The sequence below is a fragment of the Paraburkholderia sp. GV068 genome (assembly GCF_003058125.1).
Lineage (GTDB): Bacteria > Pseudomonadota > Gammaproteobacteria > Burkholderiales > Burkholderiaceae > Paraburkholderia > Paraburkholderia graminis.
The window spans coordinates 156679-182567 of the sequence record NZ_QBUB01000006.1 but is presented as its reverse complement, the minus strand read 5'-3'; the positions used below and the strand labels follow the sequence as shown (position 1 = coordinate 182567).

The window sequence follows — 25889 nt, the reverse complement described above, 5'->3', positions numbered from 1 at the left end:
AAGGTCACAACGCTGAATGAACGGGAAGGCGAACGGGTTTATTCCAGTGGTGGGAAATTATTTGCGGGTGCTTTGTATGGCTGAACTGGCGATCCGCTGCGGATCGATTGAGTCATAGAACAGAACAGCGCACACGCCATGTCCGGCCGCTCAGTCGCTGTGCAGCGTATCGATAATCGCCTGCGTGATGCCGGGCCGGCCATATGACGCGCGCTGGATCATGCCGACTGTGCGCAACACCGGCGGATCTGAAATCGGCAGCACTCGCAGTAACGGATCGTTTTGCCAGTTGCCGCGATGCAGAAGCGGCAACACTGCGACGCCGACATTTTCGCGCACCAGCGCGACGATCGTTTCGATCGAATTGAGTTCGAGATATTCGTTGACCGTCACGCCGGCTGTTTGCAGCGCATGCTCGACGACGCGCCCGGTGCGCACGCGCCGGTCGAAGCGCAGAAAGGGATAGCTGCGCAGAATCCGCCGCGGATCGTTGTCGCCGATTTCGCGGCTGACCACCAGCATCAGCGGCTCCGTGTAGAGCGTCGTCCACTTCAGCGTGTCGGGCAGGGTGGTGTCGGCATGCGCGACGACTGCCGCGATATCGACCTCACCCGCCTCGACTGTCCGCGCCAGTTCGTCGGAGCGCGACGACAGCAGCCGCACATCCAGTTGCGGATGCGCGGCCTTCAGACGCGCGATGACCAGCGAGAGCGCGCCGATCACCGACACCACCGCGCCGATGGTCACCGGCCCGACCATCGAATCCGCCGGCGTCGCCTCCAGTTCGGCCAGCAGGTCGAAAATCTGCTCGACCTTCGGCCAGATATCTTGCCCGTCGCGGCTCAATGCGATCTGCCGGCCGCTGCGGTCGAATAGCTGGCGGCCGAGCGCCTGTTCGAGCCCGCGCATCTGCAGGCTGACCGCCGCCTGGGTCAGCGCGACGCTGTCGGCCGCTGCCGCAAATGATCCGGTGCGCGCGACTGCCCGAAAGGTCCTCAGCATGCGCAGCGTGGGCATCGTTCATCCTCAAGAAAAGTTAAGTACGGGTAAGAAATATTAATATTTTCTGTCGTAAAGCGCACCACATAATCGCCGCGAGACAGCCTTGAACAGGACTAGCAGCACGATATGGAGTTTCCCAGCGTGACCGATGACGCCCGCCGACCGGTTCTCGAGGTTCGCGGCTTTTCGTTGAAGTTTTCGCGCGACGCCGACGCGCCCAACCTCGTCGATGAGGTGTCGTTCTCGGTCGGCACTGGCGAGACGCTATGCATCGTCGGCGAATCGGGCTGCGGCAAAAGCGTGACATCGCTCGCACTGATGGGGCTCCTCGCGAGTCCGCCTGCGCAACGCGTCGCCGGCACCGCGCACTTCGAAGGCAAGGACCTGTTCGCGCTGTCCGAGCGCGAACTGGCCGATATTCGCGGCAACCGGCTGTCGATGATCTTTCAGGAGCCGATGACGTCGCTGAATCCGGCGTTCACGGTCGGCGAGCAGATCGGCGAAAGTATCCGACGGCATCGCAATGTGGAGCGCCGGCAAGCGCGCGAAGAGGCGCTCGAGATGCTGCGGCTGGTGCGGATTCCGGCGCCGGAAACCCGGCTCGATGCGTACCCGCATCAGCTTTCCGGCGGCATGCGCCAACGCGTGATGATCGCGATGGCGCTCGCCAATCGCCCGCGCCTGTTGATCGCCGACGAGCCGACAACCGCGCTCGACGTGACCATCCAGGCGCAGGTGCTGGCGCTCGTGAAGAATCTGCAAGCCGAGACCGGCACCGCGATGGTGTTGATCACGCACGACCTCGGCGTCGTCGCGGAAGTCGCCGACCACGTGGCGGTGATGTACGCGGGACGCATCGTCGAATACGGCACCGTCGCCGATCTGTTCGACGACCCGCAACATCCGTACACGATCGGCCTGATGGGCGCGATTCCTTCGGTCGGCAAGCGGGAAGGCGCGCTTGCGACGATCCGCGGTTCGGTGCCGTCGCCTGAGTTGATGCCGCACGGCTGCCGCTTCGCGCCGCGCTGCCCGTTCGCCGAACAACGCTGCATTGACGCCGCGCCGCCCGACAAGGTGATCGCCGGCGTGCATCGCGTTGCGTGCTGGCTCGCGCCGGTCGAACAGGTCGCCGCGCCGCTCTTGCGTGAGGAAATGGCATGACGACGCCCACTGAACCGACCCCGCACGCACCGACGCCGCACGCACAGCCGGCCTCGCAGCCGGCTTCTCATTCACCGGCGCCGATCATCGAGGCGCGCTCGCTGACGAAGCATTTTGGCGGTACGCGGCAGCTCTTCATGCGCACGCCGACCGTCTATGCAGTCAACGAGGTGTCGTTCGCGGTCCAGGCGGGCGAGACCTTCGCGATCGTCGGCGAATCGGGCTGCGGCAAGTCCACGCTCGGCCGCCTGCTGCTCCGTCTGATCGATTCGACGGACGGCCGCGTCTTCTATCAAGGCAAGGACATCACGCATGAGCAAGGCGCGCCCCTGCGGCGGTTGCGCCGCGAAATGCAGATCATCTTTCAGGACCCGTTCGCGTCGCTGAATCCGGGCATGACGATCGGCAAGATCGTCGGCGAGCCGATCGCGCTGCACGGGCTCGCGCCCGACAGCGCCGGGCACCGCGAGCGCGTCGCTCAACTGCTGCGCACGGTCGGCCTGCGACCGGCCTACGCGAACCGTTACCCGCACGAATTCTCCGGCGGCCAGCGGCAACGGATCGGCATCGCGCGAGCATTGGCCGGTGAGCCGAAGCTGATCGTCGGCGACGAGCCGGTGTCGGCGCTCGACGTTTCGGTGCAAGCGCAGGTGATCAATCTTCTGGAGACGCTCAAGCAGGACCTCGGCCTCACGCTGATCATGGTTGCGCACGACCTTGCGGTGATCCGCCATATGAGCGACCGCGTCGCCGTGATGTATCTCGGCGAGATCGTCGAGCTGGCCGATGTCGATGCACTGTTCGACGCGCCGCTGCATCCGTACACGCAAGCACTGCTGCGCGCGATTCCGGCGAGCAGCCCGCACGAGCGGCGTGCGAAGCCCGCGTTGTCCGGCGATCTGCCGAGTCCGACCGCGCCGCCTTCGGGTTGCCGTTTCCATACGCGCTGTCCGCATGCGAAGCCGCATTGCGCTGAAGTGCGGCCAGTCAGCGAACGACTCGATGACGGACGGCAGGTCGCATGCCACTTCTGGCGCGAGATCCAGAACGCCGGCAGCGGCGCACCGCTGGCCACGAGCGTCAGTCCGAAATTGATCGAGCGGCTCGCGATCTACCGCGAGCGCCAGACGGCGCTAGCTTCCGCGGGCGACTGAGCCGGTGGCCGCGATGAAATTCGAGCGAACAAGCGGGACGCGCGCCGCGCCGCCAGCCTCTTCACCACACCGTTTGATGAATCGGAATACAAAGGGAAAATGCTCATGCGAAGAATGTTGATTGCCGCGGCGCTCGCACTTGGCGCCGGCGCCGCGATGGCCCAGACCGGTCAGACAATACGGATCGGCTTGCAGGACGACATCGGTTCGCTCGACCCCGCACGCAGCGTGCAGCTCGTCGACCGGATCGTGTTTGCGTCGCTGTGCAACGCGCTCGTCGATATCACGCCCGACCAGAAGATCGTACCGATGCTGGCAACCTCGTGGACGACGAGCGCCGACGGCAAGACGCTGACATTCAAGCTGCGCAAAGGCGTGAAGTTCCAGAACGACGAGCCGTTCAACGCGGCCGCCGTCAAGGCGAACCTCGACCGCGACCGCACGCTGCAGACGAGCAACCGCAAGAGCGAACTGGCGTCGGTCGATCACGTCGACGTCATCGACGACTACACGGTTGCCATCGTGCTGAAGCAGCCCGACGCCGCGCTGCTCGCGACGCTGACCGACCGCGCCGGCATGATGCTCGCGCCGAAGACGCTCGCCGATCCGGCCGGCGTCGCCGCGCATCCGGTGTGTTCGGGGCCGTACAAGTTCGTTCAGCGGGTGCAGAACGATCGCGTCGTGCTCGAGAAATTCGCCGGCTATTGGGACGCCGACAAATATCCGATCCAGCGCGTCGTGTTCCTGCCGATTCCGGACAGCACCGTGCGCCTCGCCAATCTGCGCTCGGGTTCGCTGGACATGCTCGAGCGCCTCGCGCCGTCCGATGTCGCGTCGGCGAAGAGCGACACGAACTTCAGGTTCGCGCCGGTCAGCGGCTTCGGCTACTACTACGTGACGTTCAATATCGGCAACGGCAAGCGCAGCAACGCGGTGCTGAAAGACAAGCGCGTGCGGCAGGCATTCGAGCTCGCGATCGACCGCGACGCGATCAACCAGGTGATCGGCGCGGGCATCTTCGCGCCCGCGAATCAGGCGGTGCCGAAGTCGAGCCCGTACTACAACGCGTCGCTGCCGATGTCGCATCGCGACATCGCGAAGGCGAAGGCGTTGCTGAAGGCGGCGGGCCACGAGCATGTCGACATCGAGTTCACTTATCCGAACAACACGGTGTCGAGCCAGATCGTGCAGATGATGCAGGCGATGGTCAGCGAAGCCGGCTTCAATCTCAAGCTGCGGCCGACCGACTACGCGACCGAACTCAACGCCGCCCACAGCGGCGACTTCGAGGCGATGTACCTCGGCTGGTCGGGCCGTGTCGATCCGGACGGCAACCTGCATCAGTTCAACACGTGCTCCGGCAACCTCAATTACGCGCATTACTGCAACCCCGAAGTCGACCGCCTGCTCGACGCCGCGCGCGTGAAGCTGACCACCGCGGAACGCAAAACCGACTACGAAGCGGCGTCGAAGCTGCTCGCCGACGACGATCCGATCGTCTATGTCTATAACCAGCCGTGGCCGTTCGAGCTGTCGAAGAAGGTGCAAGGCTTCACGCCGTATCCCGACGGCCTGGTCCGCCTGCGCGGCGTCAGTATCAAGGGCTGAGCGGTCATGCTGCGGATCATTGCAAATCGCATGCTGGTCGCCATTCCGACGCTGATTCTGGTGTCGATGCTGATCTTCGGCCTGCAGAAGCTGCTGCCGGGCGACCCCGTGACGGCGATGGCCGGGGAAGACCAGGACCCGCAGTTGATCGCGTCGCTGCGCGTCAAGTACCACCTCGACGAGCCGGTGCCGACGCAGTACGCGCTGTGGGTACGTGACGTCGTGCGTGGCGATCTCGGCGCGTCGCTGCGCACCGACGTGCCGGTGACGTCGCTGATCGCGCAGAAGCTGCCGGTCACACTGCAACTCGCGGCGATGGCGATGATCTTCGCGATCGGTATCGGCATTCCGGCGGGCGTCATCTCCGCCGCGAGCCGCGGCGGCGCGCTCGATTACGGAGCCAACGTGTTCGCGCTGTCCGGCATGTCGATCCCGAACTTCTGGCTCGGGATCATGCTGATCTTCATCGTGTCGGTGCGCTGGCATCTGTTGCCGTCGTCAGGCTATGTGTCGCCGACCGAAGACTTCTGGCTCAGCATCAAGACGATGCTGATGCCCGCGTTCGTGCTCGGCGCTTCGCTCGGCGCGCAATTGATGCGTCACACGCGCAGCGCGATGCTGAGCGTACTGCGCACCGACTATATCCGGACCGCGCGTGCCAAAGGGCTGCTGCGCGGCACCGTCGTCGTCAAGCACGCCTTTCGCAACGCGCTGGTTCCGATCGTCACCGTGCTCGCGCTGCTGTTCGGCGAACTGCTCGCGGGTGCGGTGCTGACCGAACAGGTCTTCACGATCCCCGGCTTCGGCAAGCTCATCGTGGACGCCGTGTTCAATCGCGACTATGCGGTCGTGCAGGGCGTCGTGCTCGTCACCGCGCTGTGCTTCATCGTCGTGAACCTGTGCGCCGACGTGTTGTACGTCCTCCTCAATCCCCGACTGAGACGCAGCTGATGGCTACTCCCGCCGCCCCCGTTCGTGCCTCGGCCGCTGCGTCGCAGACGACCGTACTGCCGCGCCGCGAGCGCCGCGGACTGGTGAAATTCATGCGCAATCGCGCCGCCGTGTTCGGCGCGGCGCTCGTGCTGCTGATCGTCGTCATGGCGGTCTTCGCGCCCTGGCTGTCACATTACGACCCGGTGCAGGCCAGCTTCATGACCGTGCGGCAGGCGCCTTCGGCCGCGCACTGGTTCGGCACCGACGAACTCGGCCGCGACGTGCTGAGCCGTCTGCTGTGGGGCGCGCGTGCGTCGTTGCTGGCGGGCGTCGTGTCGGTCTGCATCGCGGTCGCGATCGGCGTGCCGCTCGGCTTGCTCGCCGGCTATTTCGGCAAGCTCGTCGACGGCGTGATCTCGCGAATCGCCGATGCGTTGCTGTCGATTCCGTTCCTGATCCTCGCCATCGCGCTCGCCGCGTTCCTTGGACCGAGCCTGACCAACGCGATGGCCGCGATCGGCATCTCCGCGATGCCGCGCTTCGTCCGGCTCACGCGCGGCCAGGCGATCACCGTGAAGGCGGAGGACTACGTGGAAGGCGCGCGGGCAATCGGCCTCGGCCACGCACGGATCATTGTGCGGTACATTCTGCCTAACGTGCTGCCGCCGATCATCGTGCAGGCCAGCCTGACGATCGCGACCGCGATCATCGCCGAAGCGAGTCTGTCGTTCCTCGGGCTCGGCCAGTTGCCGCCGTCGCCGTCGTGGGGTTCGATGCTCAACACCGCGAAGGACTTTGTCAGCCAGGCGCCGTGGATGTCGATTTTCCCCGGCATCGCGATCTTCCTGGCCGTGCTCGGTTTCAACCTGCTTGGCGACGGTCTGCGCGATGCGCTCGATCCGCGCGAGTCGTGACCGGATTCCGTCACCGCTTTCATCGGCCGACTGGCCCTCTCATCACTTTCGTTTGAGTTTTCAATGACACGTTTCAATTGGCAAAACCCGTATCCGACACCGCGCTTGCCCGTGTTCGCGCGCAACATCGTTTCGACGTCTCATCCGCTTGCCGCGCAAGCCGGCTTGCGCATGTTGTGGAAAGGCGGCAATGCCATCGATGCGGCGATTGCCGCAGCGGCGGCGATCACGCTCGTCGAGCCGGTCTCCAACGGCCTCGGCAGCGACGCGTTCGCACTCGTCTGGGACGGCAAGAAGCTGCATGGCCTGAATGCGTCCGGCGTCTCGCCGGCGGCATGGAACGTCGATTACTTCAAGCGTAAGTACGGCGAGGAAAACGGTCTCGCGAAGCATCCGAAGCGCGGCTGGGATGCCGTGACGGTGCCGGGCGTCATCGCCGGCTGGGAGGCGTTGCATCAGAAGTTCGGCACGCTGCCGTTCGCCGACCTGATGGAGCCGGCGATCGAGATCGCCGAACGGGGTCACGCGGTGGCAAGCGTGGTTGCGTACAAGTGGGCGGCGGCCGTGCCCGAGCTCAGCGATCAGCCGGGTTTCGCCGACACGTTCATGCCGCGCGGCCGCGCGCCGGAAGTCAGCGAACTGGTGCGCTTTCCCGGCCACGCGAAGACGCTGCGCAAGCTGGCGGAGCAGGGGCCGCGCGCTTACTACGAAGGCGAGATCGCCGAACAGATCGCCGCGTTCTCGCGCCAGGGCGGCGGCGCGCTCACGATGGACGACTTGCGCAACTACCGTGTCGACTGGGTCGAGCCGATCAGCAAGGACTGTCGCGGCCACACGGTGCACGAGATTCCGCCGAACGGGCAGGGCATTGCCGCGCTGATCGCGCTCGGCATTCTCGAACAGTTCGACCTGGGCTCGCTGCCGGTCGACGGCATCGAATCGCAGCATCTGCAGATCGAAGCCATGAAGCTCGCGTTCGCCGACGTCTACCAGTACGTCGCCGACCCGCGCTCGATGGAGGTCACGCCGGAACAGATGCTCGACGACGCGTACCTGAAGTCGCGCGCGAAGCTGATCGACCGCAAGCGTGCCACGCAATTCGACTTCGGCATGCCGAAGGCGGGCGGCACGATCTACATGTCGGTGGCGGACGAGCGCGGCATGATGGTCAGCTTCATCCAGTCGAACTACATGGGCTTCGGCTCGGGCATCGTGGTGCCGGACTCGGGCATTTCGCTGCAGAACCGCGGCTATGGGTTCTCAATGGATCCGAAGTCGGCGAACGTGGTCGAGGGCGGCAAGCGGCCGTTCCATACGATCATCCCCGCGTTCCTCACGCAGCAGGTGGACGGCACACAGGAAGCGGTGATGAGCTTCGGCGTGATGGGCGGCGATATGCAGCCGCAAGGGCATCTGCAATCGATCGTGCGCATGCTCGACTACGGCCAGCAACCGCAGGCCGCCTGCGACGCGCCGCGCTGGAAGGTCAACCGCGACTTCTCGGTCGACGTCGAAGCGACGCTCGATGTGGACACGGTGCGCGCGCTCCAGGGGCTCGGCCATACGATCAAATCGGTCGACGATCCGTATATGGATTTCGGCTCCGGGCAGTACATCTGGAAGCTCGACCGCAACGATCCCGAACGCGGTTATGTCGCCGCGAGCGACACCCGGCGCGATGGACTGGCCGCCGGGTTCTGATCGGGGCGTTCCACCTACACCGCTTGCAACAGGGCACTGAGCGTGCGCGGCGCCGGAGCGAAGAACACCGCGCCGGTGTGCGCAGTCGAGAAATCGAGCAGGCGGTCGTGCATGCCCGGCGGATCGCCGAGGAACATGCGCTCCAGCATCTTTTGCGTCACCCAAAGATGCCTGGAGTAGCCGATGAAGTAGGTCCCATATTCGCCGTGGCCGGGGCGGCCGAAGGGCATGTTGTCACGCAGGATATCGTGCTCGGTGCCGTCGTCGTCCACAATCGTGGCGAGGGTCTTGTGCGACTTCTGGCCGCTCGCCGCGTCGGGCAATTCCACGTTGCTGACGATCTCCCGGCCGATGATCTGTTCCTGCTCATTCCTGGGAAGCCGAGCCCACGGCTGCATTTGATGCAGATACTTTTGCACTACCACGTAGCTGCCGCCGGCGAACTCCTGATCCTCACTGCCGACCAGCGTTGACGAGCCTATCTCGCGACCGGTCGGGTTGGCTGTGCCATCGACGAAACCAAGCAGGTCGCGCGAGTCGAAGTAGCGAAAGCCCGCAACCTCGTCGGCCAGCGTCACGCTATCGCCCAGTTGGTCCATCAGCAGGCGTTCGAATTCAAAGCAGAGATCCTCGCGCTCGGCCCGGATATGGAAGAAGAGATCGCCGGGCGTGGCCGGTGCCGTGTGCGTTGGACCCTCGATCGGCGTGAAGGGGCGCAGCTCCTTCGGGCGCTTGCCTGTCTGAAAACGGTCCCACAGCGCCGACCCCAGGGCCGTGATGCACGACAGCCGGCCGTTGAGATCGCGAAAGCCGACCGTCTTGATCAGATCGTCGAGACCGTCCAGGACGCCGGCGACGACCTGTAGCGCCTCGCGACCCTCGGCGACCGTCAAGGTGAGAAACACCGCCGCACGCGACAGTGGCGCATCGATGCTTTGCGAATCGATTGGGACTCGGTCCCAACTGCTGTCAGTCATTTGCCTCTCCCAGATATCCGTTAGCGGGCAGTCGCGGCATGATCAAGGGGCGCCACTACGAGCACAAGATGAACCCTGGTTCGCCCGCCGGCTTCCCCGAAGGATACACAGCGCCCCGCAATACCTGTGAGAGTGTAGGTCTTCATAAATACCGCTAGCCATGTCGACACGACTGCTAGCGGCTAAGCGCGCGAAAAACCGGACTCCGGGTGGGCCGCGATAAAAACCGGCAGGTCGGTAGTCGGCGGTCTCGCGGGAACCTCGAAGAACATTTCGCAGACCCACCCGCGATGATACGAAGCGTGATTCACGAGATGCATGAACATCGCGCCGCGCGACATCGTCGAACGCTCGCCCGAGATGAACGCGAACGTCAGCTCTTCAGCCAGCGACGCATCGCTTTGTGCATCGGCCCAACGTTCGAACCATGCGTTCACATCCTGTTGCGCGCGACGTAAGTCGTTCAGCTCGGCGTGCAGGACCACGCTGCGCGTCGTGAAGCCGTGTTCCTTGCGCTCGAGATGCGCCTTCCAGATCAGATCGACCACATAGTTATGATTCAGCGTACCGATCATCGTTTTGAACAACGTCTGCCGCGTCTTGACGACTTCCTCTGGCGCGAGGGCACCGGTGGCGTCGAAAAGCACCGTGTCGGCCCAGCTCTTGTAGCGGGAAAGAATGCGGGCGGTTTGCGTATTGATCATGACTCGTTTCCTCGATTATTCATTTGCGTCGTTTAACACGTCGAGCGCCGCACAGCACGCGCCGGCCAACTGTTCGCGCATCAGGTCCTGCACGTTCGGCGAGCGGTTCACAATGGCATCGCGAATCTTGACCGCCTGCCTGAACGACGCGAGCATGCGGCCGCCGCGCGCCATCGCAATGCGTCGCAAGCGCCGCACAGGTCCGATCAAAGCTGCGTGACTGTCCTGTAGCGTGCGGTTGTCGGCGATCGTCATCACGAGTGTGTAGAAGCGATCCAGCGCATCGACGTAACTCGCCGGATCGTCGGCATCGACGCTCGCTTGCATTGCTTCGATCACGTCGTCGAATTGCGCGGTGCCGAGCGCCGTGATGCGCTCCGACGCGAGTTGCACGGCAAGACATTCGAGCGCCGCGCGCACCGTGTAAATCTCCTCGACATCGCGCAGCGTCACCGCGCGCACGTACGCGCCGACGCGCGGCAGGACCGTCACCAGTCCCTCGCGTTCCAGTTGCGCGAACGCCTCGCGCATCGGCGTGCGGCTTACGTTCAACTGCTTCGCGACCTGCACTTCCGAAAGGCGGCTGCCCGGCGCGAGCACGCCCTCGACGATCGCCTCGCGCAACGCGGGCACCACCACACCCTCGCTCAATGAGTCGCTCGATGCATGGACCGTGCGCAGGCGCGAGTGATATTTGATCGCGATCTTGTCTAGCGAATGCGCGCCTGCATGAGGCTCTTTCGCGCGCTTGCGCGCGGCGGCGCCGACAGTCTTGACCACTGTTTTGCTGGAAGGCATTGACACCTCGTCATCATGTGAATACGCTGTATACAGATTATACAACAGGAGATGTCATGGATCGCAGTCCATTGCCGCAGCCGGTTTTGATCGAGCGAGCGGGCGACGTGCTGAGCTTTACGCTGAATCGCCCGGACGCGGGTAACGAGATTTCCGGCCCGATGTTCGACGCGATGACGGCGACGTTGCGCAGCGAAGCCGCCGAGCCGACCGCGCGCGTGCTGCGCATCCGTGCGAGCGGCGACGTTTTCTGCACGGGACGCGAGCGCGCCGCGCGCGATGCGGTGTCGATCCGTTCGGAAGTCGCGCGGCTGATCGAACTGAAGCGGCTCGTGCGCGGCACGTCGATGATTGCGATCGCGGAAGTGCAGGGCGATGCACACGGCTTCGGCTTCGGACTGGCGATTCTGTGCGACTTCACGCTGGTCTCGTCGCGCGCGACGCTCGCGTTTCCCGAGATGCGCAAGGGTTTGCCGCCTGCCGCGATCATGGCGTATGCGGGCCGCTACGCCTTGCCGAAGGCGCTGTTTCCGATGGTCCTGTTCGGCGACGCGTTGACGCCCGTGGCCGCGTTGCAGGCGGGGTTGATCACGAAGGTCTGCGAGCCCGCAATGCTGCGCAGCGACGCGGACGCGCTCACCGAGCGCATTCTCGCGCTCGACGATGCGGGCGTGCGCCAGTGCAAGGCATTCTTCCTGGCGGCGGAGGAATGCACGACCGAACAGAACTTCCGCAGCGCGACCGACATGCTGACCGTCGCGAGCCTGCGGCTGATGCAGGGGCGCTGAGCGCAGGTTCTTTCATCGAAGTTCATAGACGGCGAGCGCGAACTTTATCGCGGGACGGCTCGTGTTTGCGCAGAACGCCAGCGGCAACGACCTTAAGCGCCAAGTCCCGTCGACAGCGGTGCATGGGACGGGAGTAAGTGCTTTGCATGGGGCCCGAGTAAGTGCTGAAGCACTAACTCGGGCCGACAGCTAAAGCACTAACTCTCGTCGACAGCTTTGCATGGGACCGGACTAAGCGCTAAAGCGCCAAGTCCGGTCGACAGCTTTGCATGGGACGGGAGTAAGTGCTTTGCATGGGACCCGAGTAAGTGCTGAAGCACTAACTCCGGTCGACAGCTAAAGCACTAACTCCCGTCGACAGCTTTGCATGGGACGGGAGTTAGTGCTTTGCATGGGACCCGAGTAAGTGCTGAAGCACTGACTCCGGTCGACAGCTAAAGCACTAACTCCCGTCGACAGCTTTGCATGGGACCGGACTAAGCGCTAAAGCGCCAAGTCCGGTCGACAGCTTTGCATGGGACGGGAGTAAGTGCTTTGCATGGGACCCGAGTAAGTGCTGAAGCACTAACTCGGGCCGACAGCTAAAGCACTAACTCCCGTCGACAGCTTTGCATGGGACGGGAGTAAGTGCTAAAGCACTAACTCCCGTCGACAGCGGTGCATGGGACGGGAGTAAGTGCTGAAGCACTAACTCCCGTCGACAGGAGACAGACAGACATGAACGTTAACGCAGGCCCGCGGCTCGACCGTTTGCCGATGTCGGGATTTCATCGGCGCATCATGTGGCTGATCGGCATCGGCATGTTCTTCGACGGCTTCGACATCTACGTCGCGTCGACGGTGCTCGGCGCCACGCTGAAAACCGGGTTCTCGACAATCGGCCAGAACGCGATTTTCGTGTCGCTGACTTTTCTCGGCATGATGCTCGGTTCGCTCGGCACCGGTTTTCTCGGCGACCGCTTCGGCCGCCGCTTCACGTATCAGGCGAATCTTGCAGTGTTCGGACTCGCCTCGCTCGGCGCGGCGCTCGCACCGAACATGAGCATGCTGATTGCGTGCCGCTTCGTGATGGGCTTGGGCCTCGGCGCGGAAAACGTCGTCGGCTATTCGACCTTGACCGAATTCGTGCCGCCGCAAAAGCGCGGCAAGCTACAAGGACTGATGGCTGTGTTCGTCGTGTCCGGGTTGCCGGTCGCGGGGCTCATCGGCCTCGCGCTGATTCCGGCGTTCGGCTGGCGCGCGATGTTTGTTCTCGGCGGCTTCGGCGCGCTGGGCGTCTGGTATGCGCGCAAGTCGCTGCCCGAGTCGCCGCGCTGGCTCGACTCGGTCGGCCGTCACGCGGAGGCGGACGCGATCCTGCGACGCATCGAAGACGAAGTCGCGCAAGCGCACGGCGGCCAACCGCTGCCGCCGCCAGCCGTTGCGAAAACGCCGAGCCAGGCTGCGGCTGCGCTGTCGTTCGGCTCGCTGTTCAGCGGCGCGATGCTGCAACGGATGATCGTCGGCTGCGTGACGCTCGTCGTCATCAATACGCTGCTGTACGGCTTCGTTACCTGGCTGCCGACGTTCTTCGTGCATCAGGGTTTCAGCATCGCGAAGTCGTTCGGCTTCGCGCTGGTCATGTCGCTCGGCGCGCCAATCGGCTCCGCAATCGGCGCATTGACGGCGGACTCGTGGGGCCGCAAGCCGACCATCATCGGCGCGTCGCTCGCGGCGATCGTGTTCGGCGCGATCTATCCGTTCGTCTCGAATCCGCTGCTGCTGCCCCTCGTCGGCCTGTTGCTGACCATTCCGATCTACGTGCTGGTCGCGCTGCTGTTCGCCATCTACATACCCGAACTCTTTCCGACCGAAGTCCGGCTGCGCGCATCGGGCGTCTGCAACACGCTGGGCCGCGGCGCGACGATCGTGACGCCGTTTATCGTCATCGCGCTGTACGCGCGGCACGGCATTGTCGGCGTACTCGCACTGATGATCGGCCTGCTCGCGATTCAGATCGTCGTCGTCGCGTGGCTCGGCGTCGAGCCGACCGGCCAGCGTCTCGAAGACCTGCAACCCGCCGACCCACAGACACCCGATGCGCTGCGCACCGATGCGCATGCATCGCCTCTGAAGTGAACCACCTGGAATCGATCTCTATGGACACAGTGAACCAGACCCATCTCGATGCACAGCTTTTCATCGACGGCGCATGGACGGACGCCGACACCGGCCGCACGCTCGATATCGTCAATCCGGCGACCGGTGAAGTGATTGGCGCGCTCGCGGCCGCGTCGGAGCAGGATGTGGATCGCGCGGTGCACGCGGGCCATCGCGCGTTCGAAAGCGGCGCGTGGCGCGATATGCCGATCCAGCAACGCGCGCGCGTGCTGAATCGTTTCGCCGATCTGTTCGAAGCGGACCTCGAACAGTTTTATCGGCTCGAAACGTTGAACAACGGCCGGCCGATCTCGGAGACACGCGCGCAGATTTCGCGTCTGCCGCAGTTCTACCGCTATTTCGCCGCGCTTGCGCTGACGCGCCGCAGCGACGTGATTCCGGTCGAAGGGCCGTACCTGTGCTACACGCAGCGCGTGCCGCTCGGCGTCGTCGCGTTGATGACGTCGTTCAATCATCCGCTGATGATTCTGTCGAAGAGTCTTGCGCCCGCGCTCGCGACCGGCAACAGCGTCGTCATCAAGGCGTCCGAGCAGACGCCGCTGACCACCGTGCGCCTCGTGCGTCTACTGGATGAAGCCGGCGTGCCGAAGGGCGTCGTGAACGTCGTGAACGGCGAAGGGCGCGAAGCGGGCGCGGCGCTTGCGCGGCATCCGCTGATCCGCAAGGTCGTTTTCACGGGCGGCACTGAAGTCGGCCGCTCGATTGGCGAAGCCGCGGCGCGCAGCTTCGCGTTGACGACGCTCGAACTCGGCGGCAAGGGCGCCGTGATTCTGTTCGACGATTTCGACATGGAGCGAGCGGTGAACGGCGCAGCGTTCGCGGCCTTCATCGGCGCGGGACAAACCTGCGTGTGCGGCGCGCGGATTCTGGTGCACAAGTCGATCCATGCGGAGTTTCTCGAACGCTTCCGCGCGAAAGCGGCGGCCATTCGCGTAGGCGATCCCGCCGATGTGAAGACGCAACTCGGGCCGGTGATTTCCGAGCGCTCGCGTCAGCGCATTCTGGCGATGCTGGAGCGTGCGAAGGCAGCGGGCGCGAAGGTGCTGACGGGCGGCGGCGTGCCGTCCAGCCTGAAGCAGGGCTTTTTCATCGAGCCGACTGTGCTGTATGACGTCGATCCGCGTTCGGAGATCGGTCAGGACGAGGTGTTCGGGCCGGTCACCGTCGTGATGCCGTTCGACGATGAGGCGGACGCGATCCGCATCGCCAACGACACGCAGTTCGGTCTCGCCGCTTCCGTGTGGACGCAGGACGTCGCGCGGGCGCATCGCGTGGCGAGCAAGCTCGAATTCGGCATGGTGTGGGTCAACGATCATCACCGGCTCGACCCGGCGTCGCCGTGGGGCGGTTTCAAGAACAGCGGCGTGGGGCGTGAGACGGGTGTCGAATCGTTCGATCAGTTCAGCGAGCCGCGCGCGGTGACGATCAATACGAGCGGCAAAACCATCGACTGGTATGCGGACGATGGCGAACCTAAGCGTCTTAACTGATTCTTCTCGAGTGACGCAAGGGGACTGACTTCGCTCACGGCTGTCGGGTTGGTCGGAGTGAGCTGCGTTTGGACATGCGTGGCATGAGGAAATGGATTGGCTTTGCCGCGCACGAAGGCGCGGCAAAGCAGCAGATTGCAATGGTGCGGCGCTAAGCGGAAAGATCCAACACCGACCACAGGCGCGACGCGAATCCGTGCAGGACGGCGGCGCTGCGTCCGACGCCGTTCATGATCGTTCAATCACCACTTCGAGGTATTCGCTCGGCAGCACGAGCGTCGCGTCGCCGGACCGGTTGCGGCTTTTTATCAATGTCATCAGATCGCCGAGAAGCGCCGCTTGCCGTTCGCCCTCGAGTGCGCCAAATGCCTTGTTCACCGGCCCATAAAACGTGCGGAAAACTTCCACGAAATGTTCGGGCGAGCGGTAACGGAACGTGAAGTGGCGGCTGTTCGCGACGATCTTCCGGGTTTTTCCTTCGAACAGTGTTTCCAGCCGCGCCTTCGTTCCCCACAGCGCCGGTGACGCCACGCCCGCAGGTGGCGGAATGTGCATGGCAATTGTCTTGAACACCTGGCCGATGAAGCTATCCGGCGTCCAGTTCGCGAGGCCGATGCGGCCGCCCGGCTTGCACACACGAGCCAGTTCAGCCGCTGCCTTCGCCTGGTCCGGAGTGAACATCACACCGAAAGTCGACATCACGATATCGAACGAGGCGTCCGCGTAGGGCAGCGCTTCCGCGTCCGCTTCCTGAAACTCGACGGATAGACCTTCTGCTTGTGCGCGGGCACGGCCGGCGTCCAGCAGTGAGGGGACGTAATCCGTGGAGGTGACATCGCACCAGCGGCGCGCGGCAGCCAACGTTGCATTGCCGTTGCCTGCTGCAACGTCGAGCACGCGCGAGCCGGCGCGCAGGTCAAGCGCTTCGCATAGAGCTTCTCCGACGATCTGCAGCGTCGTGCCGACCACAGCATAATTGCCGGTCGACCACGCGGCCTGTTGACGGATCTTGACGGCAGCGAAATCTGCGACGGGTAAAAAAGAAGAATCGACTGCGGACATAAACGACTCCTGAGAACCGGGGCAGCGATGAGTCAATACTCAGAGTTGCTGCCATTCAGATGACGCCGCGAACTTGCACTGTGAAAAAGCCCGCGCGACGATCGGGCGAATCAAACCAGAACCGCGAGATGCAATGGCTATTCGGCAACGCTGATGCCCGAGCCGCCCATTTCCCCCGGCAGATCTTTCTGCTTGGGCAGACCGTCTTTCATTCGAAGGCGCGACTCCGGGTAATGAACGTGCACACCGGGTTCATAGGGGAAGTCGGCGATGACTGCGGCGTAGACGTCGATCAGTTCGAGCCCGGGATGTTCGGTAAACAGATGGCCGCCGCATGACTTGCACCACTTGCGGTAGCTATGGGCTGTCTTGTTGTAAGTGCCAATATCATCGGCGCCGCGAGTAACGTGCAGCGCCTCGGGCTTCCACAGCGTGAACGCATTGACGGGCGCTCCCGACCAGCTTCGGCACGACTCACAATGGCAATAGCCCATACCCGCAGGCTCCCCGCTTACCGTGAATTGCACGGTGCCGCAAAAGCATTGACCGCGATAAGTCTCTGCGTTACTCATGTCGTTCTCCTGATGGTGGAAGGCGGCGCTCTACCGTTCGTTGTTGCGGATTCGCGTGAGTGCTAGTATCGGGACGCAAGCCATATCGGTGAATGACCGGTCGTCCAGATATTTTGCGCAGGACGCCGAAACTGATGGACGACGTCATGGATGCTCTTTCCGACGTACTTCGCCTCGTGCATCTGAGCGGAGCGGTGTATCTAAGCGCCGACTTCACTGCACCGTGGTGTGTTTTCGGCGAGGCGACGCGGGAGTTGTGCGTATCGTTTTTGCCGCGCGCGGAGCGCATCGTCTCCTATCACCTCATCACGGAAGGAAGCTGTCGCGCACGGCTCGTCGACGACCCGTCGTCCGCTATCTGCGTCGATGCCGGAGAACTTCTCGTCGTGCCGCAGGGCGAAGCGCATCTAATGGGCAGTTCGGTCGATCTCGAACCGGCGCCCTCTCACCAGATGCTGTCGCAGTATCTGGAAACCGCGCCGGGCGACGTGATCAGGTTGAGCTACGGCGGGGGCGGCGCGAAAACGCGGCTCATTTGCGGCTTCCTCGCCTGCGACGATACGCTGACCAATCCGGTGCTATCGGCATTGCCTCGTATGTTCAAGATCGACATGCGCAACGACGCGAGATCCGCGTGGCTGGAGTCGTCGTTGAAACTCGCGGCTCTCGAAGCAGCCGAATTGCGCGTAGGCAGCGCGATCGTGCTCGGACGTTTGTCCGAACTGCTTTTCGTGGAGGCGGTACGGCGTTGTGTCGATTCGCTGCCTGCGGACCGCAAAGGATGGCTGGCCGGCGTCAGCGATCGCTTCGTGGGACGATCGCTCGCGTTAATGCACGCGCAACCGGCGCATGGTTGGACAGTCGATGAACTTGCCCGCAAAGCGGGCCTCTCCCGTTCGGCGCTGGCACAGCGCTTTACTCAATTGCTCGGCCAGCCACCGATGCAATATCTGGCGCGCTGGCGTCTGCAAATTGCGGCACAGGCGTTACGTGACGGAGCGCAGTCACTTACGGCTATTGCGGAGAGGGTGGGCTATGAGTCGGAGGCGGCGTTCAATCGCGCATTCAAGCGGGAATTCGGCTTGCCGCCCGCCAGTTGGCGACGCAGCCACTTGACGACGGACGGCCACGACTCGTTGTCCGACGCGCCCAACGCGCGTTTTCTCTCAGGCGAATGTTCGGCCGAGGTCGGCTGCAAGACGGGTGTCAGTGGAATCTCGCCGCTATAAGCCGGTTACTGGCCACGCGGTTCATCATGCAGATCGGCAAGCTGTTCGCCGCCGTCAGAACTTATGCGTCATTCCGACGATAGCACCGCGCGCATAAGCGCCGGGTTCAACCGCGATGCCCGAATACTGCGTGCCGTCGAGCGTGTATTGCGCCTGATGGCGGTTCTGGATCAGCCCCGCAGCGGTGTACAGGATCGTCGACCTCGACAGATAGTATTCGTAGATCAGACCGACCTGCTGCGCGTTGTTGCCCTGGCCCGTGCGGTCGTGCGCATAACCGTACATCACTGAAAAGCGGTTGAACGGATTGAATAGATAGGTTCCCGAAGCTTCGTAGATGTCGCGTTTCTCGGTGTGATCGCTCTGACGCTCCGTTTGATACGCCAGATAAAAGCGTGCGGCGCCGAGCCGATAAGACGCCGCCGCGCGGAAGATTTTTTGCACTGACGTTCCCGTCGCATTCGCCGACGACTCATAGCCGGCCCCCACATGAAACGGCCCATGCACATAGCGCGCGACCACGTTATAGAAGCGCAGCCCGTTGGACGGGCTCGTTGTCTGATCGCGCAGCGAGACCATGCCCTGAACCGTCAGCCCGCGGAAGTCCGGCAGAAAGTACGCGATTGCGTTGCTCGCGCGCACGGACGCGTCGGTAAAGTTGTTGATCGGCGATGCGAAGCTTTTGACCGCGGTCGGGTCTACTTCGCCGTTCAGAAACAGATATTCGGGTTTCTTCTGCCGCCCAAAGCGCAATTCGCCGAAACGCCCCGATACGCCGATCCACGCAAGCCGGTTGAACGACGCGGTCGGGTCGGTCGCCGCGCCCGTCACGCCTGAGAAGCCCTGCTCGAACTGAAAGTTGACGCGCACGCCGCCGCCAATGTCTTCGTGACCCATCAGCCCATACACGGTCGCGAAGAGTCCGCTCGATACCGCGCGTACCGCGCCTCCCGCACCGCCGTTCTGATATTCGATGCCGTTATCGACAACGCCATAAAGCGTCACCGACGACTGCGCATAAGCGCCGTTAAATGCACATGCCGATGCAACGGCCAATAGCGAATAGGCCAGCTTCTTCATTCTGTCTCCGGGACTGTTTCTTTTGGCGTGCCGCGAAAAGCGAGAACGCAGAATAGGGGATCGCCGCGCGTACGTCCCTGCACAAAATCCAGTTTCACCGGCACTTTTCAAATGCCGATCGACGCTCGCGCGCTGACAAAAAAGTGCCATTGAAAGTGACTTTTGTGTAGGGACGCGAGCCTCTTCCTCAAATATGCTGGGTCCGTCGAAACGATGCGCCCGGCGCCGGTGTGTTCCGCCGGTGCCGGCGGCGAATACTCCCAAGGAGAGGAAGTTGACAAGGAAAGTCCCGCTCAAGATTGCAATTGCTGAGCACCCGCACACCTCGGCCATCCGTGACGGTTCCATTCCCATTGAAGGCGTAGACGCGGAATTCATCACGGTCAAGCCGCAGATCGGCGCGTTTCGCCGGATGGTCCGCGATGTCGAGTTCGATGTCTGCGAACTTGCGCCGACCACTTACATCATCGCCCGCGCTTATGGCGCGCCTTTTGTCGCGCTGCCGGTGTTCGTCGTGCGGCGCTTTCACCACGGCGGGCTGCTCGTGCGCCCGGACGCAGGCATCAAGACGCCTAAGGACCTCGAAGGCAAGAAGGTCGGCGTGCGCGCCTATTCGGTGACGACCGGCGTGTGGACGCGTCAGGTGCTGATCGACGAATTCGGCCTCGATTCGTCGAAAGTGACGTGGGTTGTCGACGACGAAGAGCACGTGACGCAACTGAAGTTGCCGCCGAATGTGGTTCACGCGCCGGCCAACAGTTCGCTATCCGAAATGATGGAGAAGGGCGAACTGGCGGCGGGCTTTGCGGCTGCCGCGGGCATCGGCCGCACCGGCGCGCCGACGGGCGGCTGGCAGGAAGTCGAGGCCGACTATCCCGACCTGCTGCCGAACGCGGCCGAGCTCGAAACGGAGTACTACGCGCGCACCGGCGTCTATCCGATGCACGGCACGATCGTCGTCAAGGATTCGGTGCTGGCCGAGCACCCGTGGATCGCGCGCTCGCTATTCGATGCCTTCGCGCAGGCGAAGCAGGAATGGCTCGCGCGGCTCGATGCCGGCGAAGCCACGAGCGCGAGCGACAGGAAATACATCGAGTTGCGCAAGATCGTCGGACATGACCCGCTGCCTTACGGTCTCGCCGAAAACCTCAAGACGATTCAGGCGCTCGAAGCGACGGCGTTCAGGCAGGGCCTGACGCCGCGGCGCATGTCCATCGACGAGCTGTTCGTCGATCCGCTCGCACGCTGAGCGCACGCAAGTTAGAGAGAAACCATGATTATCGATTGCCACGGTCACTTCACGACCGTACCCGCATCATTTCGCAACTGGCGCGCAAAGCAGGTCGAATTCGCGAACGATCCCGCTAACGCGCCGTCGCGCGCCGACGCTTATGTCACCGACGACCAGATTCGCGAGGCCATCGGCAACGGGCAACTGAAACTGCAGCGCGAGCGCGGCAGCGACCTCACGCTGTTCTCGCCGATTGCCGGTCTGATGAGCCACCACCTGGGCAACGAGCGGACGAGCCTCGAATGGGCCGAAGTGTCGAACGACCTCGTGTATCGCGTGACGGAACTGTACCCCGACAATTTCGCGCCGGTGTGCCAGTTGCCGCAGTCGCCGGGCGCGGCGCCGGCCAACTCGGTTCCCGAGTTGCGCCGCTGCGTCGAGCAACTGGGCTTTGTCGGCTGCAATCTGAATCCCGACCCGAGCGGCGGCTACTGGACCGGCAAACCGATGAGCGACCGCGAATGGTATCCGCTCTATGAAGCGCTGGTCGATCTCGACGTGCCCGCGATGATCCACGTCGCCGCATCGTGCAATCCGTGTTTTCACGGCACGGGCGCGCATTACCTGAACGCGGATACGTCTGTCTTCATGCAACTGCTTCAGTCGGATCTGTTCAAGGACTTCCCGACGCTGCGCCTCGTGATTCCGCACGGCGGCGGCGCGGTGCCTTACCACTGGGGACGTTATCGCGGCATGTCGCTGGAAATGCGCGAGCGTCCGCTGGAAGGGCTGCTCGAGAACATCTTCTTCGATTCGTGCGTGTATCACCAGCCGGGCGTCGAACTGCTGACCAAGGTCGTGCCGGCCGACAACGTGCTGTTCGGCTCGGAGATGATCGGCGCGGTGCGCGGCAAGGACCCGTCCACCGGCCAGTACTTCGACGACACGAAGCGCTATATCGACGCCTGCCCGGCGCTCTCGGACGAAGACCGCTACAAGATCTTCGAAGGCAATGCGCGGCGCGTCTATCCGCGTCTCGACGCGCGCCTGAAGGCTCGCGGCAAGTGATGCCGGCGCGAGCCGCTGCAACTCAACACATCGCGCACCTGAGCACGCACATAAGCATGCACATAGACAGGCACACAGAAAAGCACAGAGACACTCATGACATTTTCAATCGTTGATATTCACCCGCACATCATTTCCGACGACGAAAGCCGCTACCCGCCGGCGCCGTTGTTCGGCAAGCGCTCGGACTGGTCGAAAGAGCGGCCCACGACGGTCGAGACGCTGATCGCGGCAATGGACGAAGCCGGCGTCGCGAGAGCCGCTGTGGTCCATTCGTCGACGACGTATGGCTTCGACAACAGCTACGTGGTGGACGGCTGCGCGAAATACGCGGAGCGTCTCGTGGCCGTCGGTTCCGTGGACGTATTGCAGGCCGATGCGCCGCAAGTCATTCGCGGCTGGGCAGAGCGCGGCCTCGCGGGCCTGCGCCTCTTCACGGGCGGCAGCACGAAGGACTTCGATCCAAGCGAACTCGACGACCCGCGCTCGTTTCCCGCGTGGGAACTGTGCGGCGAACTCGGGCTGCCGATGTGCATCCAGACCGGGCCGATCGGTTTGCCGCAAGTCACGGCGCTCGCGCGGCGCTTTCCGAACGTGCGGATCGTGCTCGACCATCTGGCGCGTCCCGAAGTCGCCGACGGTGCGCCGTATGCAAAAGCGCAGAGCCTCTTCGATCTGGCGGAGCTGCCGAACATCTACCTGAAGCTCACGCCGCGCATTTTCGGCGATGTGAAAAAGGACCAGGCGAGCGCCGAAACTTTTTTCCCGCGTGTCGCCGACGCATTCGGCGCGCAGCGGCTCGCGTGGGGTTCGAACTATCCGACCTCGCCGGGCACGCTCGCCGACATTCTCGCGACCGCGCAAGCCGGCCTCGCCTGCCTGAGCGAAGCGGATCGCGCGTGGATCTTCGGCGACACCGCACGGCGGCTGTATCCCGCCTTGGCCTGAGCAAGCCTCACACAAACCAACGAGAAAACAGAAGATGGAGACAAGCAGATCTGAACGACAGGCAGGCGTGAGCCGGTGGGCGGTGCTCGCACTCCTTGCGCTCGGCGTGTTGATTTCGTTCGTCGACCGCACCAGCATTTCGTCGACGCTCGCCGACGCGAACTTCATCCGGCACTTCGCGCTCACCAATGTGGATCGCGGCTGGATCAACGCGGCGTTCTTCTGGTCGTACGGTGCGTTCCAGATTCCGATGGGCTGGGTCGCCGACCGCTACGGCGTGAAGTGGCCGTATGCGATCAGTTTCGCGTTGTGGTGCGTCGCCACCGCGATGATGGGCGCGGTCACGGCGCTCGCGAGCCTCGTCGTGATGCGTCTTGTCATCGGGATGGCCGAGGCGATTGTGATTCCGGCGAGCTACCGCTGGATTCGCAACAACTTCGACGAGAGCCAGAATGGTCTCGCGGTCGGGCTGCTGGCGATGGGCAACAAGTTCGGCCCGGCATTGGGCGCGCCGGTCGGCGCATGGTTCATCGTCCACTATTCGTGGCAGGTGATGTTCGTCGCCACGGGCCTCGTCGGGCTTATCTGGCTCGCGCCCTGGCTACTGCTCGCGCGCAACGATCTGCCGGACAAGGCGCAGCTCGCGGCGGCGAACCGGCGCGCGCGCATGGTGAGTCTCGGCAGCATCGTGTCGAGCCCGGTGGTGTGGGGCGGTTTGATCACCAACTTCTGCTACGGCTATTTCACGTTTTACTGCATGACGTGGATGCCCGCGTATCTGGTCGAGCAGCGTCACCTGTCGCTGTCCAAGTCGGGGCTTTTCACTTTCTTCAGCTTTGCCGGCATCGCGATCGTCGCGGCGCTCGCGGGATGGGCGGCGGACCGGATCATCGCAAGAGGGCACAACGCGATTCTCGTGCGCAAGGTGTTCACCATCACCGGCTTTGTCGGCGGATGCACGGTGCTGCTCGGCGCGTATGCGCAGACGCTCGACATGGCGCTCTTCTGGAATGTGCTGTCGCTCTCGCTGCTTGGCCTCGTGACGGCGAACAACCTGGTGCTGTCGCGGCTCTCCCTGATTCCGAAGCAGGCGATCGGACTCGTCACGGGCGTACAGCAGGTCGCGACGAGTCTCGCGGGCGGCGTGACGGCGAGCCTGTCCGGATGGCTGCTGCATGTGAGCGGAAGCTATGACCTGCCGATGATGGTGATCCTCGTCTTCCTCGCGATTGGAGCGCTCGCCACGGCGATTCTTTATCGCCCCGAATGGGCGCCGAAGGTCACGGAAATGCAGCCTGCGCTGCGCGAGGCGTAGCACGCACGCCGGCGCCGTCGAGACCAATGTTGAAACACTAATTCACTGAGAAACCTTACATGGCGAAGATTGTATTCGGGATGGCAGTGCCGCATAGCGGCATGCTGGGTCAGGCACCGGAGGACTGGCTAAAGAACGGTGAGCGCGACCGTAGCAATCCGGAGCTGTGGTATCGCAATCGGACCTGGACTTACGCGGAGCTGGAAGCGCATCGCGAAGCGGCGTTCGAGAAGTTCCTGACGCTCGAGGAGCGCACCGCGCGCGCCGCGCGCTGCCGCGCCGCGCTCGACGTCATGGCCGCCGCGTATCGCGACGCGAACATCGACGTCGCGATCATTCTCGGCAAGGACCAGAAAGAGATCTTTACGCACTGCTCGCCGTCCATCGCCATCTACAGCGGCGAGCAAGTGCATAACGGCCCGCCGCAGCGCTCCGTTTATGCACCGGACCACCACGTTACGCACCAGTGTCATCCAAAGCTGGCGAGTTATCTGATCGGACACTTCCAGCGCGAAGGCTTCGATCTCACCGATCTGTTCGCGTGGCCCGACAACGTGTGGATGAAGCCATTGCCGGCGTATCCGGTCGTGCCGCATGCGTACAGCTTCGTCTATCACCAGATCATGGGCGACGAACCGCCGCCGCATGTGCCGATCATCATGAACTGCTTTTATCCGCCGACGCAGCCGTCCATGTCGCGCTGCATCGAGTTCGGAGCGGTACTGCGCGATGCGATCGACGCGTGGCCGGAGGATGTGCGAGTCGGCATCTTTGCATCCGGCGGTCTCTCGCATTTCGTCAACGACGAGGAATTCGACCGCCGCATCATGAAGATGCTCGCCGACTACGACTACGAAGGTCTCGCCGCGGTGGACAACCGTTCGTATCAGTCGGGCACTTCCGAAATCAAGCTTTACGTGAGCGTGATGAAGGCCGTGCAGGAAACGCGCGCCAGCATGACGCTCGTCGACTATGTGCCGTGCTGGCGTACGCCGGCCGGCACCGGCGAAGGCATGGGCTTTATGTACTGGAAGGCCGACGAATGAGCCGCGCCCAACCCAAGTTCATGCATCCACGCCTGCCCCTCTTCATCCTGAGATAAAGACCATGAGCGACACGCGACTCAACAGCATCATCCGCGCATTCGAATCCGGCAAGCCCGCTTTTGCCGCGTTCTCGAAGCTCGACAAGCAGACCGCCATCGAGATGAGCGATGCGCCGTACGACGGCATCGTCTTCGAAATGGAGCACAACCCGTACGACGTGACCGCGCTCGGCGACGCGTTGCAGTACATGCTCAGCCGCAAGCAGATCGCCGAGTCGGGCTCGGTAGCGCCGCGTGTGACGCCGATCGCGCGCATTCCCGCCAACGGCGCCGAAATGAATCAGGCGTTCGCGAAGCAGGTGCTCGACCGCGGCGCTTACGGCGTGATCTGGCCGCATGTGGCGACAGTCGAGCAGGCATACAACGCAGTCGCGTCGTGCCGGTATGCGCGGCCTAAAAGCGCGCCCTTGTATGAGCCGAAGGGCGTGCGCGGCGACGGCCCGGCCAACGCCGCGCGTTACTGGGGTTTGAGCATGGCCGATTACTACCGCAAGGCCGACGTGTGGCCGCTCGCGCCGCAAGGAGAAATTCTCGTCGGGCTGATGTGCGAGAGCACCGAGGCGATCGAAAACCTCGACGACATTCTGTCGAACGTGCCGGGCATCGGCTTCATTCTGATCGGCGAGGGCGACCTGAGCCAGGAGCTCGGCTATCCCCGCGACTATGAGCACCCGGTGGTCGTCGACGCAATGCGCAAGATTGTAGAAACGTGCCGCAAGCACAACGTGGTGGTCGGCAATCCGCACGTGAACGCGAAGAACCATAAACGCCTGCTCGAAGAGGGATATCGCTTTCTGATGTCGGCGCCGTTGCGCAGCTATGGCGTGGTCGGCATGGCGCGCGAGATGGCGGGGTATTGAACCGGATTCATTCAAGCACAGGAAAG

23 protein-coding genes are annotated in these 25889 nt (G+C 63.3%); 16 read left to right on the top strand and 7 right to left on the bottom strand.

Going from position 1 to position 25889, the window contains the following annotated elements:
- Nucleotides 1-150: 150 nt before the first annotated feature.
- Nucleotides 151-1017, bottom strand: a complete 867-nt coding sequence (locus tag C8K18_RS14940) for a LysR substrate-binding domain-containing protein (protein WP_029968854.1) — start codon at nt 1015-1017, stop codon at nt 151-153.
- 126 nt (nt 1018-1143) lie between these two features.
- Between C8K18_RS14940 and C8K18_RS14935 the strand changes: the two genes are divergently transcribed.
- The 6 genes from C8K18_RS14935 to C8K18_RS14910 all read left to right on the top strand — a co-directional run bounded on the left by C8K18_RS14935 (nt 1144) and on the right by C8K18_RS14910 (nt 8476).
- Entirely contained in the window at nt 1144-2166 is a 1023-nt protein-coding gene (locus C8K18_RS14935) for an ABC transporter ATP-binding protein (RefSeq protein ID WP_107708139.1), read from the top strand.
- Complete coding sequence (locus tag C8K18_RS14930; RefSeq protein WP_258196124.1) at nt 2163-3320, top strand: ABC transporter ATP-binding protein; 1158 nt, start codon at nt 2163-2165, stop codon at nt 3318-3320. The genes C8K18_RS14935 and C8K18_RS14930 overlap by 4 nt, the downstream gene beginning before the upstream one ends.
- A 105-nt stretch (nt 3321-3425) precedes the next feature.
- Nucleotides 3426-4928: an ABC transporter substrate-binding protein gene (locus tag C8K18_RS14925; RefSeq protein WP_029968858.1), complete on the top strand. Its 1503-nt coding sequence runs from the start codon at nt 3426-3428 to the stop codon at nt 4926-4928.
- 6 nt (nt 4929-4934) lie between these two features.
- On the top strand, nt 4935-5879 hold the full coding sequence (locus C8K18_RS14920) for an ABC transporter permease (protein WP_107707936.1): 945 nt from the start codon (nt 4935-4937) through the stop codon (nt 5877-5879).
- Nucleotides 5879-6775 carry an ABC transporter permease gene (locus C8K18_RS14915; protein ID WP_107707935.1) on the top strand — a complete coding sequence of 299 codons (897 nt, stop codon included), beginning with the start codon at nt 5879-5881 and terminating at the stop codon, nt 6773-6775. Before C8K18_RS14920 ends, C8K18_RS14915 begins: the two co-directional genes overlap by 1 nt.
- A 63-nt stretch (nt 6776-6838) precedes the next feature.
- Nucleotides 6839-8476: a gamma-glutamyltransferase family protein gene (locus tag C8K18_RS14910; protein ID WP_107707934.1), complete on the top strand. Its 1638-nt coding sequence runs from the start codon at nt 6839-6841 to the stop codon at nt 8474-8476.
- 14 nt (nt 8477-8490) lie between these two features.
- Here C8K18_RS14910 and C8K18_RS14905 read toward each other — a convergent pair whose 3' ends face one another.
- From C8K18_RS14905 to C8K18_RS14895, 3 genes are all read right to left on the bottom strand, one after another.
- Entirely contained in the window at nt 8491-9453 is a 963-nt protein-coding gene (locus C8K18_RS14905; protein ID WP_107707933.1) for a Dyp-type peroxidase, read from the bottom strand.
- 182 nt (nt 9454-9635) lie between these two features.
- The gene (locus C8K18_RS14900; RefSeq protein WP_006050444.1) at nt 9636-10157 is read right to left on the bottom strand and encodes a DinB family protein; all 522 of its coding nucleotides are present in this window, start codon (nt 10155-10157) and stop codon (nt 9636-9638) included.
- A gap of 15 nt (nt 10158-10172) precedes the next feature.
- Nucleotides 10173-10955 carry a GntR family transcriptional regulator gene (locus C8K18_RS14895; protein ID WP_107707932.1) on the bottom strand — a complete coding sequence of 261 codons (783 nt, stop codon included), beginning with the start codon at nt 10953-10955 and terminating at the stop codon, nt 10173-10175.
- Between the two features lie 56 nt (nt 10956-11011).
- On the opposite strand from C8K18_RS14895, the gene C8K18_RS14890 reads away from it, so the two are divergent.
- From C8K18_RS14890 to C8K18_RS14880, 3 genes are all read left to right on the top strand, one after another.
- Nucleotides 11012-11743, top strand: a complete 732-nt coding sequence (locus C8K18_RS14890) for an enoyl-CoA hydratase/isomerase family protein (RefSeq protein WP_029968870.1) — start codon at nt 11012-11014, stop codon at nt 11741-11743.
- 717 nt (nt 11744-12460) lie between these two features.
- Nucleotides 12461-13861, top strand: a complete 1401-nt coding sequence (locus tag C8K18_RS14885; protein ID WP_107707931.1) for an MFS transporter — start codon at nt 12461-12463, stop codon at nt 13859-13861.
- A 20-nt stretch (nt 13862-13881) separates the two neighbouring features.
- Nucleotides 13882-15393 carry an aldehyde dehydrogenase gene (locus C8K18_RS14880; protein WP_006050440.1) on the top strand — a complete coding sequence of 504 codons (1512 nt, stop codon included), beginning with the start codon at nt 13882-13884 and terminating at the stop codon, nt 15391-15393.
- A 228-nt stretch (nt 15394-15621) separates the two neighbouring features.
- On the opposite strand, the gene C8K18_RS14875 is transcribed toward C8K18_RS14880, so the two are convergent.
- Both C8K18_RS14875 and C8K18_RS14870 read right to left on the bottom strand, forming a co-directional pair.
- Nucleotides 15622-16455, bottom strand: a complete 834-nt coding sequence (locus C8K18_RS14875) for a class I SAM-dependent methyltransferase (RefSeq protein WP_107707930.1) — start codon at nt 16453-16455, stop codon at nt 15622-15624.
- 137 nt (nt 16456-16592) lie between these two features.
- Nucleotides 16593-17027: a GFA family protein gene (locus tag C8K18_RS14870; RefSeq protein ID WP_006050438.1), complete on the bottom strand. Its 435-nt coding sequence runs from the start codon at nt 17025-17027 to the stop codon at nt 16593-16595.
- A 146-nt stretch (nt 17028-17173) separates the two neighbouring features.
- On the opposite strand from C8K18_RS14870, the gene C8K18_RS14865 reads away from it, so the two are divergent.
- Nucleotides 17174-18256: an AraC family transcriptional regulator gene (locus tag C8K18_RS14865; RefSeq protein WP_258196123.1), complete on the top strand. Its 1083-nt coding sequence runs from the start codon at nt 17174-17176 to the stop codon at nt 18254-18256.
- A 54-nt stretch (nt 18257-18310) separates the two neighbouring features.
- Here C8K18_RS14865 and C8K18_RS14860 read toward each other — a convergent pair whose 3' ends face one another.
- Entirely contained in the window at nt 18311-19336 is a 1026-nt protein-coding gene (locus tag C8K18_RS14860) for a porin (RefSeq protein WP_107707928.1), read from the bottom strand.
- Nucleotides 19337-19610: 274 nt separating this feature from the next.
- On the opposite strand from C8K18_RS14860, the gene C8K18_RS14855 reads away from it, so the two are divergent.
- From C8K18_RS14855 to C8K18_RS14830, 6 genes are all read left to right on the top strand, one after another.
- Nucleotides 19611-20585, top strand: coding sequence for an ABC transporter substrate-binding protein (locus C8K18_RS14855; protein WP_107707927.1), 975 nt, complete (start codon nt 19611-19613; stop codon nt 20583-20585).
- Nucleotides 20586-20609: 24 nt separating this feature from the next.
- A complete protein-coding gene (locus tag C8K18_RS14850; protein ID WP_053860503.1) occupies nt 20610-21635 on the top strand; it encodes an amidohydrolase family protein in 1026 nt (341 codons plus the stop codon).
- A gap of 96 nt (nt 21636-21731) precedes the next feature.
- Nucleotides 21732-22583 (top strand): amidohydrolase, encoded by an 852-nt coding sequence (locus tag C8K18_RS14845; RefSeq protein ID WP_107707926.1) that lies wholly within the window; start codon nt 21732-21734, stop codon nt 22581-22583.
- Between the two features lie 34 nt (nt 22584-22617).
- Nucleotides 22618-23898: an MFS transporter gene (locus C8K18_RS14840; RefSeq protein ID WP_006050432.1), complete on the top strand. Its 1281-nt coding sequence runs from the start codon at nt 22618-22620 to the stop codon at nt 23896-23898.
- A 59-nt stretch (nt 23899-23957) separates the two neighbouring features.
- Complete coding sequence (locus C8K18_RS14835) at nt 23958-24944, top strand: protocatechuate 4,5-dioxygenase subunit beta (RefSeq protein WP_006050431.1); 987 nt, start codon at nt 23958-23960, stop codon at nt 24942-24944.
- A gap of 61 nt (nt 24945-25005) precedes the next feature.
- On the top strand, nt 25006-25863 hold the full coding sequence (locus C8K18_RS14830) for an HpcH/HpaI aldolase/citrate lyase family protein (RefSeq protein ID WP_006050430.1): 858 nt from the start codon (nt 25006-25008) through the stop codon (nt 25861-25863).
- Nucleotides 25864-25889 lie beyond the last annotated feature (26 nt).

Coding starts and splice junctions, on each gene's coding strand:
- C8K18_RS14870 (WP_006050438.1), bottom strand. CDS start 17,027: ATGAGTAACGCAGAGACTTATCGCGGTCAATGCTTTTGCGGCACCGTG.
- C8K18_RS14865 (WP_258196123.1), top strand. CDS start 17,174: ATGGATGCTCTTTCCGACGTACTTCGCCTCGTGCATCTGAGCGGAGCG.
- C8K18_RS14890 (WP_029968870.1), top strand. CDS start 11,012: ATGGATCGCAGTCCATTGCCGCAGCCGGTTTTGATCGAGCGAGCGGGC.
- C8K18_RS14900 (WP_006050444.1), bottom strand. CDS start 10,157: ATGATCAATACGCAAACCGCCCGCATTCTTTCCCGCTACAAGAGCTGG.
- C8K18_RS14915 (WP_107707935.1), top strand. CDS start 5,879: ATGGCTACTCCCGCCGCCCCCGTTCGTGCCTCGGCCGCTGCGTCGCAG.
- C8K18_RS14875 (WP_107707930.1), bottom strand. CDS start 16,455: ATGTCCGCAGTCGATTCTTCTTTTTTACCCGTCGCAGATTTCGCTGCC.
- C8K18_RS14845 (WP_107707926.1), top strand. CDS start 21,732: ATGACATTTTCAATCGTTGATATTCACCCGCACATCATTTCCGACGAC.
- C8K18_RS14835 (WP_006050431.1), top strand. CDS start 23,958: ATGGCGAAGATTGTATTCGGGATGGCAGTGCCGCATAGCGGCATGCTG.
- C8K18_RS14880 (WP_006050440.1), top strand. CDS start 13,882: ATGGACACAGTGAACCAGACCCATCTCGATGCACAGCTTTTCATCGAC.
- C8K18_RS14925 (WP_029968858.1), top strand. CDS start 3,426: ATGCGAAGAATGTTGATTGCCGCGGCGCTCGCACTTGGCGCCGGCGCC.
- C8K18_RS14930 (WP_258196124.1), top strand. CDS start 2,163: ATGACGACGCCCACTGAACCGACCCCGCACGCACCGACGCCGCACGCA.
- C8K18_RS14830 (WP_006050430.1), top strand. CDS start 25,006: ATGAGCGACACGCGACTCAACAGCATCATCCGCGCATTCGAATCCGGC.
- C8K18_RS14885 (WP_107707931.1), top strand. CDS start 12,461: ATGAACGTTAACGCAGGCCCGCGGCTCGACCGTTTGCCGATGTCGGGA.
- C8K18_RS14850 (WP_053860503.1), top strand. CDS start 20,610: ATGATTATCGATTGCCACGGTCACTTCACGACCGTACCCGCATCATTT.
- C8K18_RS14920 (WP_107707936.1), top strand. CDS start 4,935: ATGCTGCGGATCATTGCAAATCGCATGCTGGTCGCCATTCCGACGCTG.
- C8K18_RS14840 (WP_006050432.1), top strand. CDS start 22,618: ATGGAGACAAGCAGATCTGAACGACAGGCAGGCGTGAGCCGGTGGGCG.
- C8K18_RS14910 (WP_107707934.1), top strand. CDS start 6,839: ATGACACGTTTCAATTGGCAAAACCCGTATCCGACACCGCGCTTGCCC.
- C8K18_RS14895 (WP_107707932.1), bottom strand. CDS start 10,955: ATGCCTTCCAGCAAAACAGTGGTCAAGACTGTCGGCGCCGCCGCGCGC.
- C8K18_RS14940 (WP_029968854.1), bottom strand. CDS start 1,017: ATGCCCACGCTGCGCATGCTGAGGACCTTTCGGGCAGTCGCGCGCACC.
- C8K18_RS14905 (WP_107707933.1), bottom strand. CDS start 9,453: ATGACTGACAGCAGTTGGGACCGAGTCCCAATCGATTCGCAAAGCATC.
- C8K18_RS14860 (WP_107707928.1), bottom strand. CDS start 19,336: ATGAAGAAGCTGGCCTATTCGCTATTGGCCGTTGCATCGGCATGTGCA.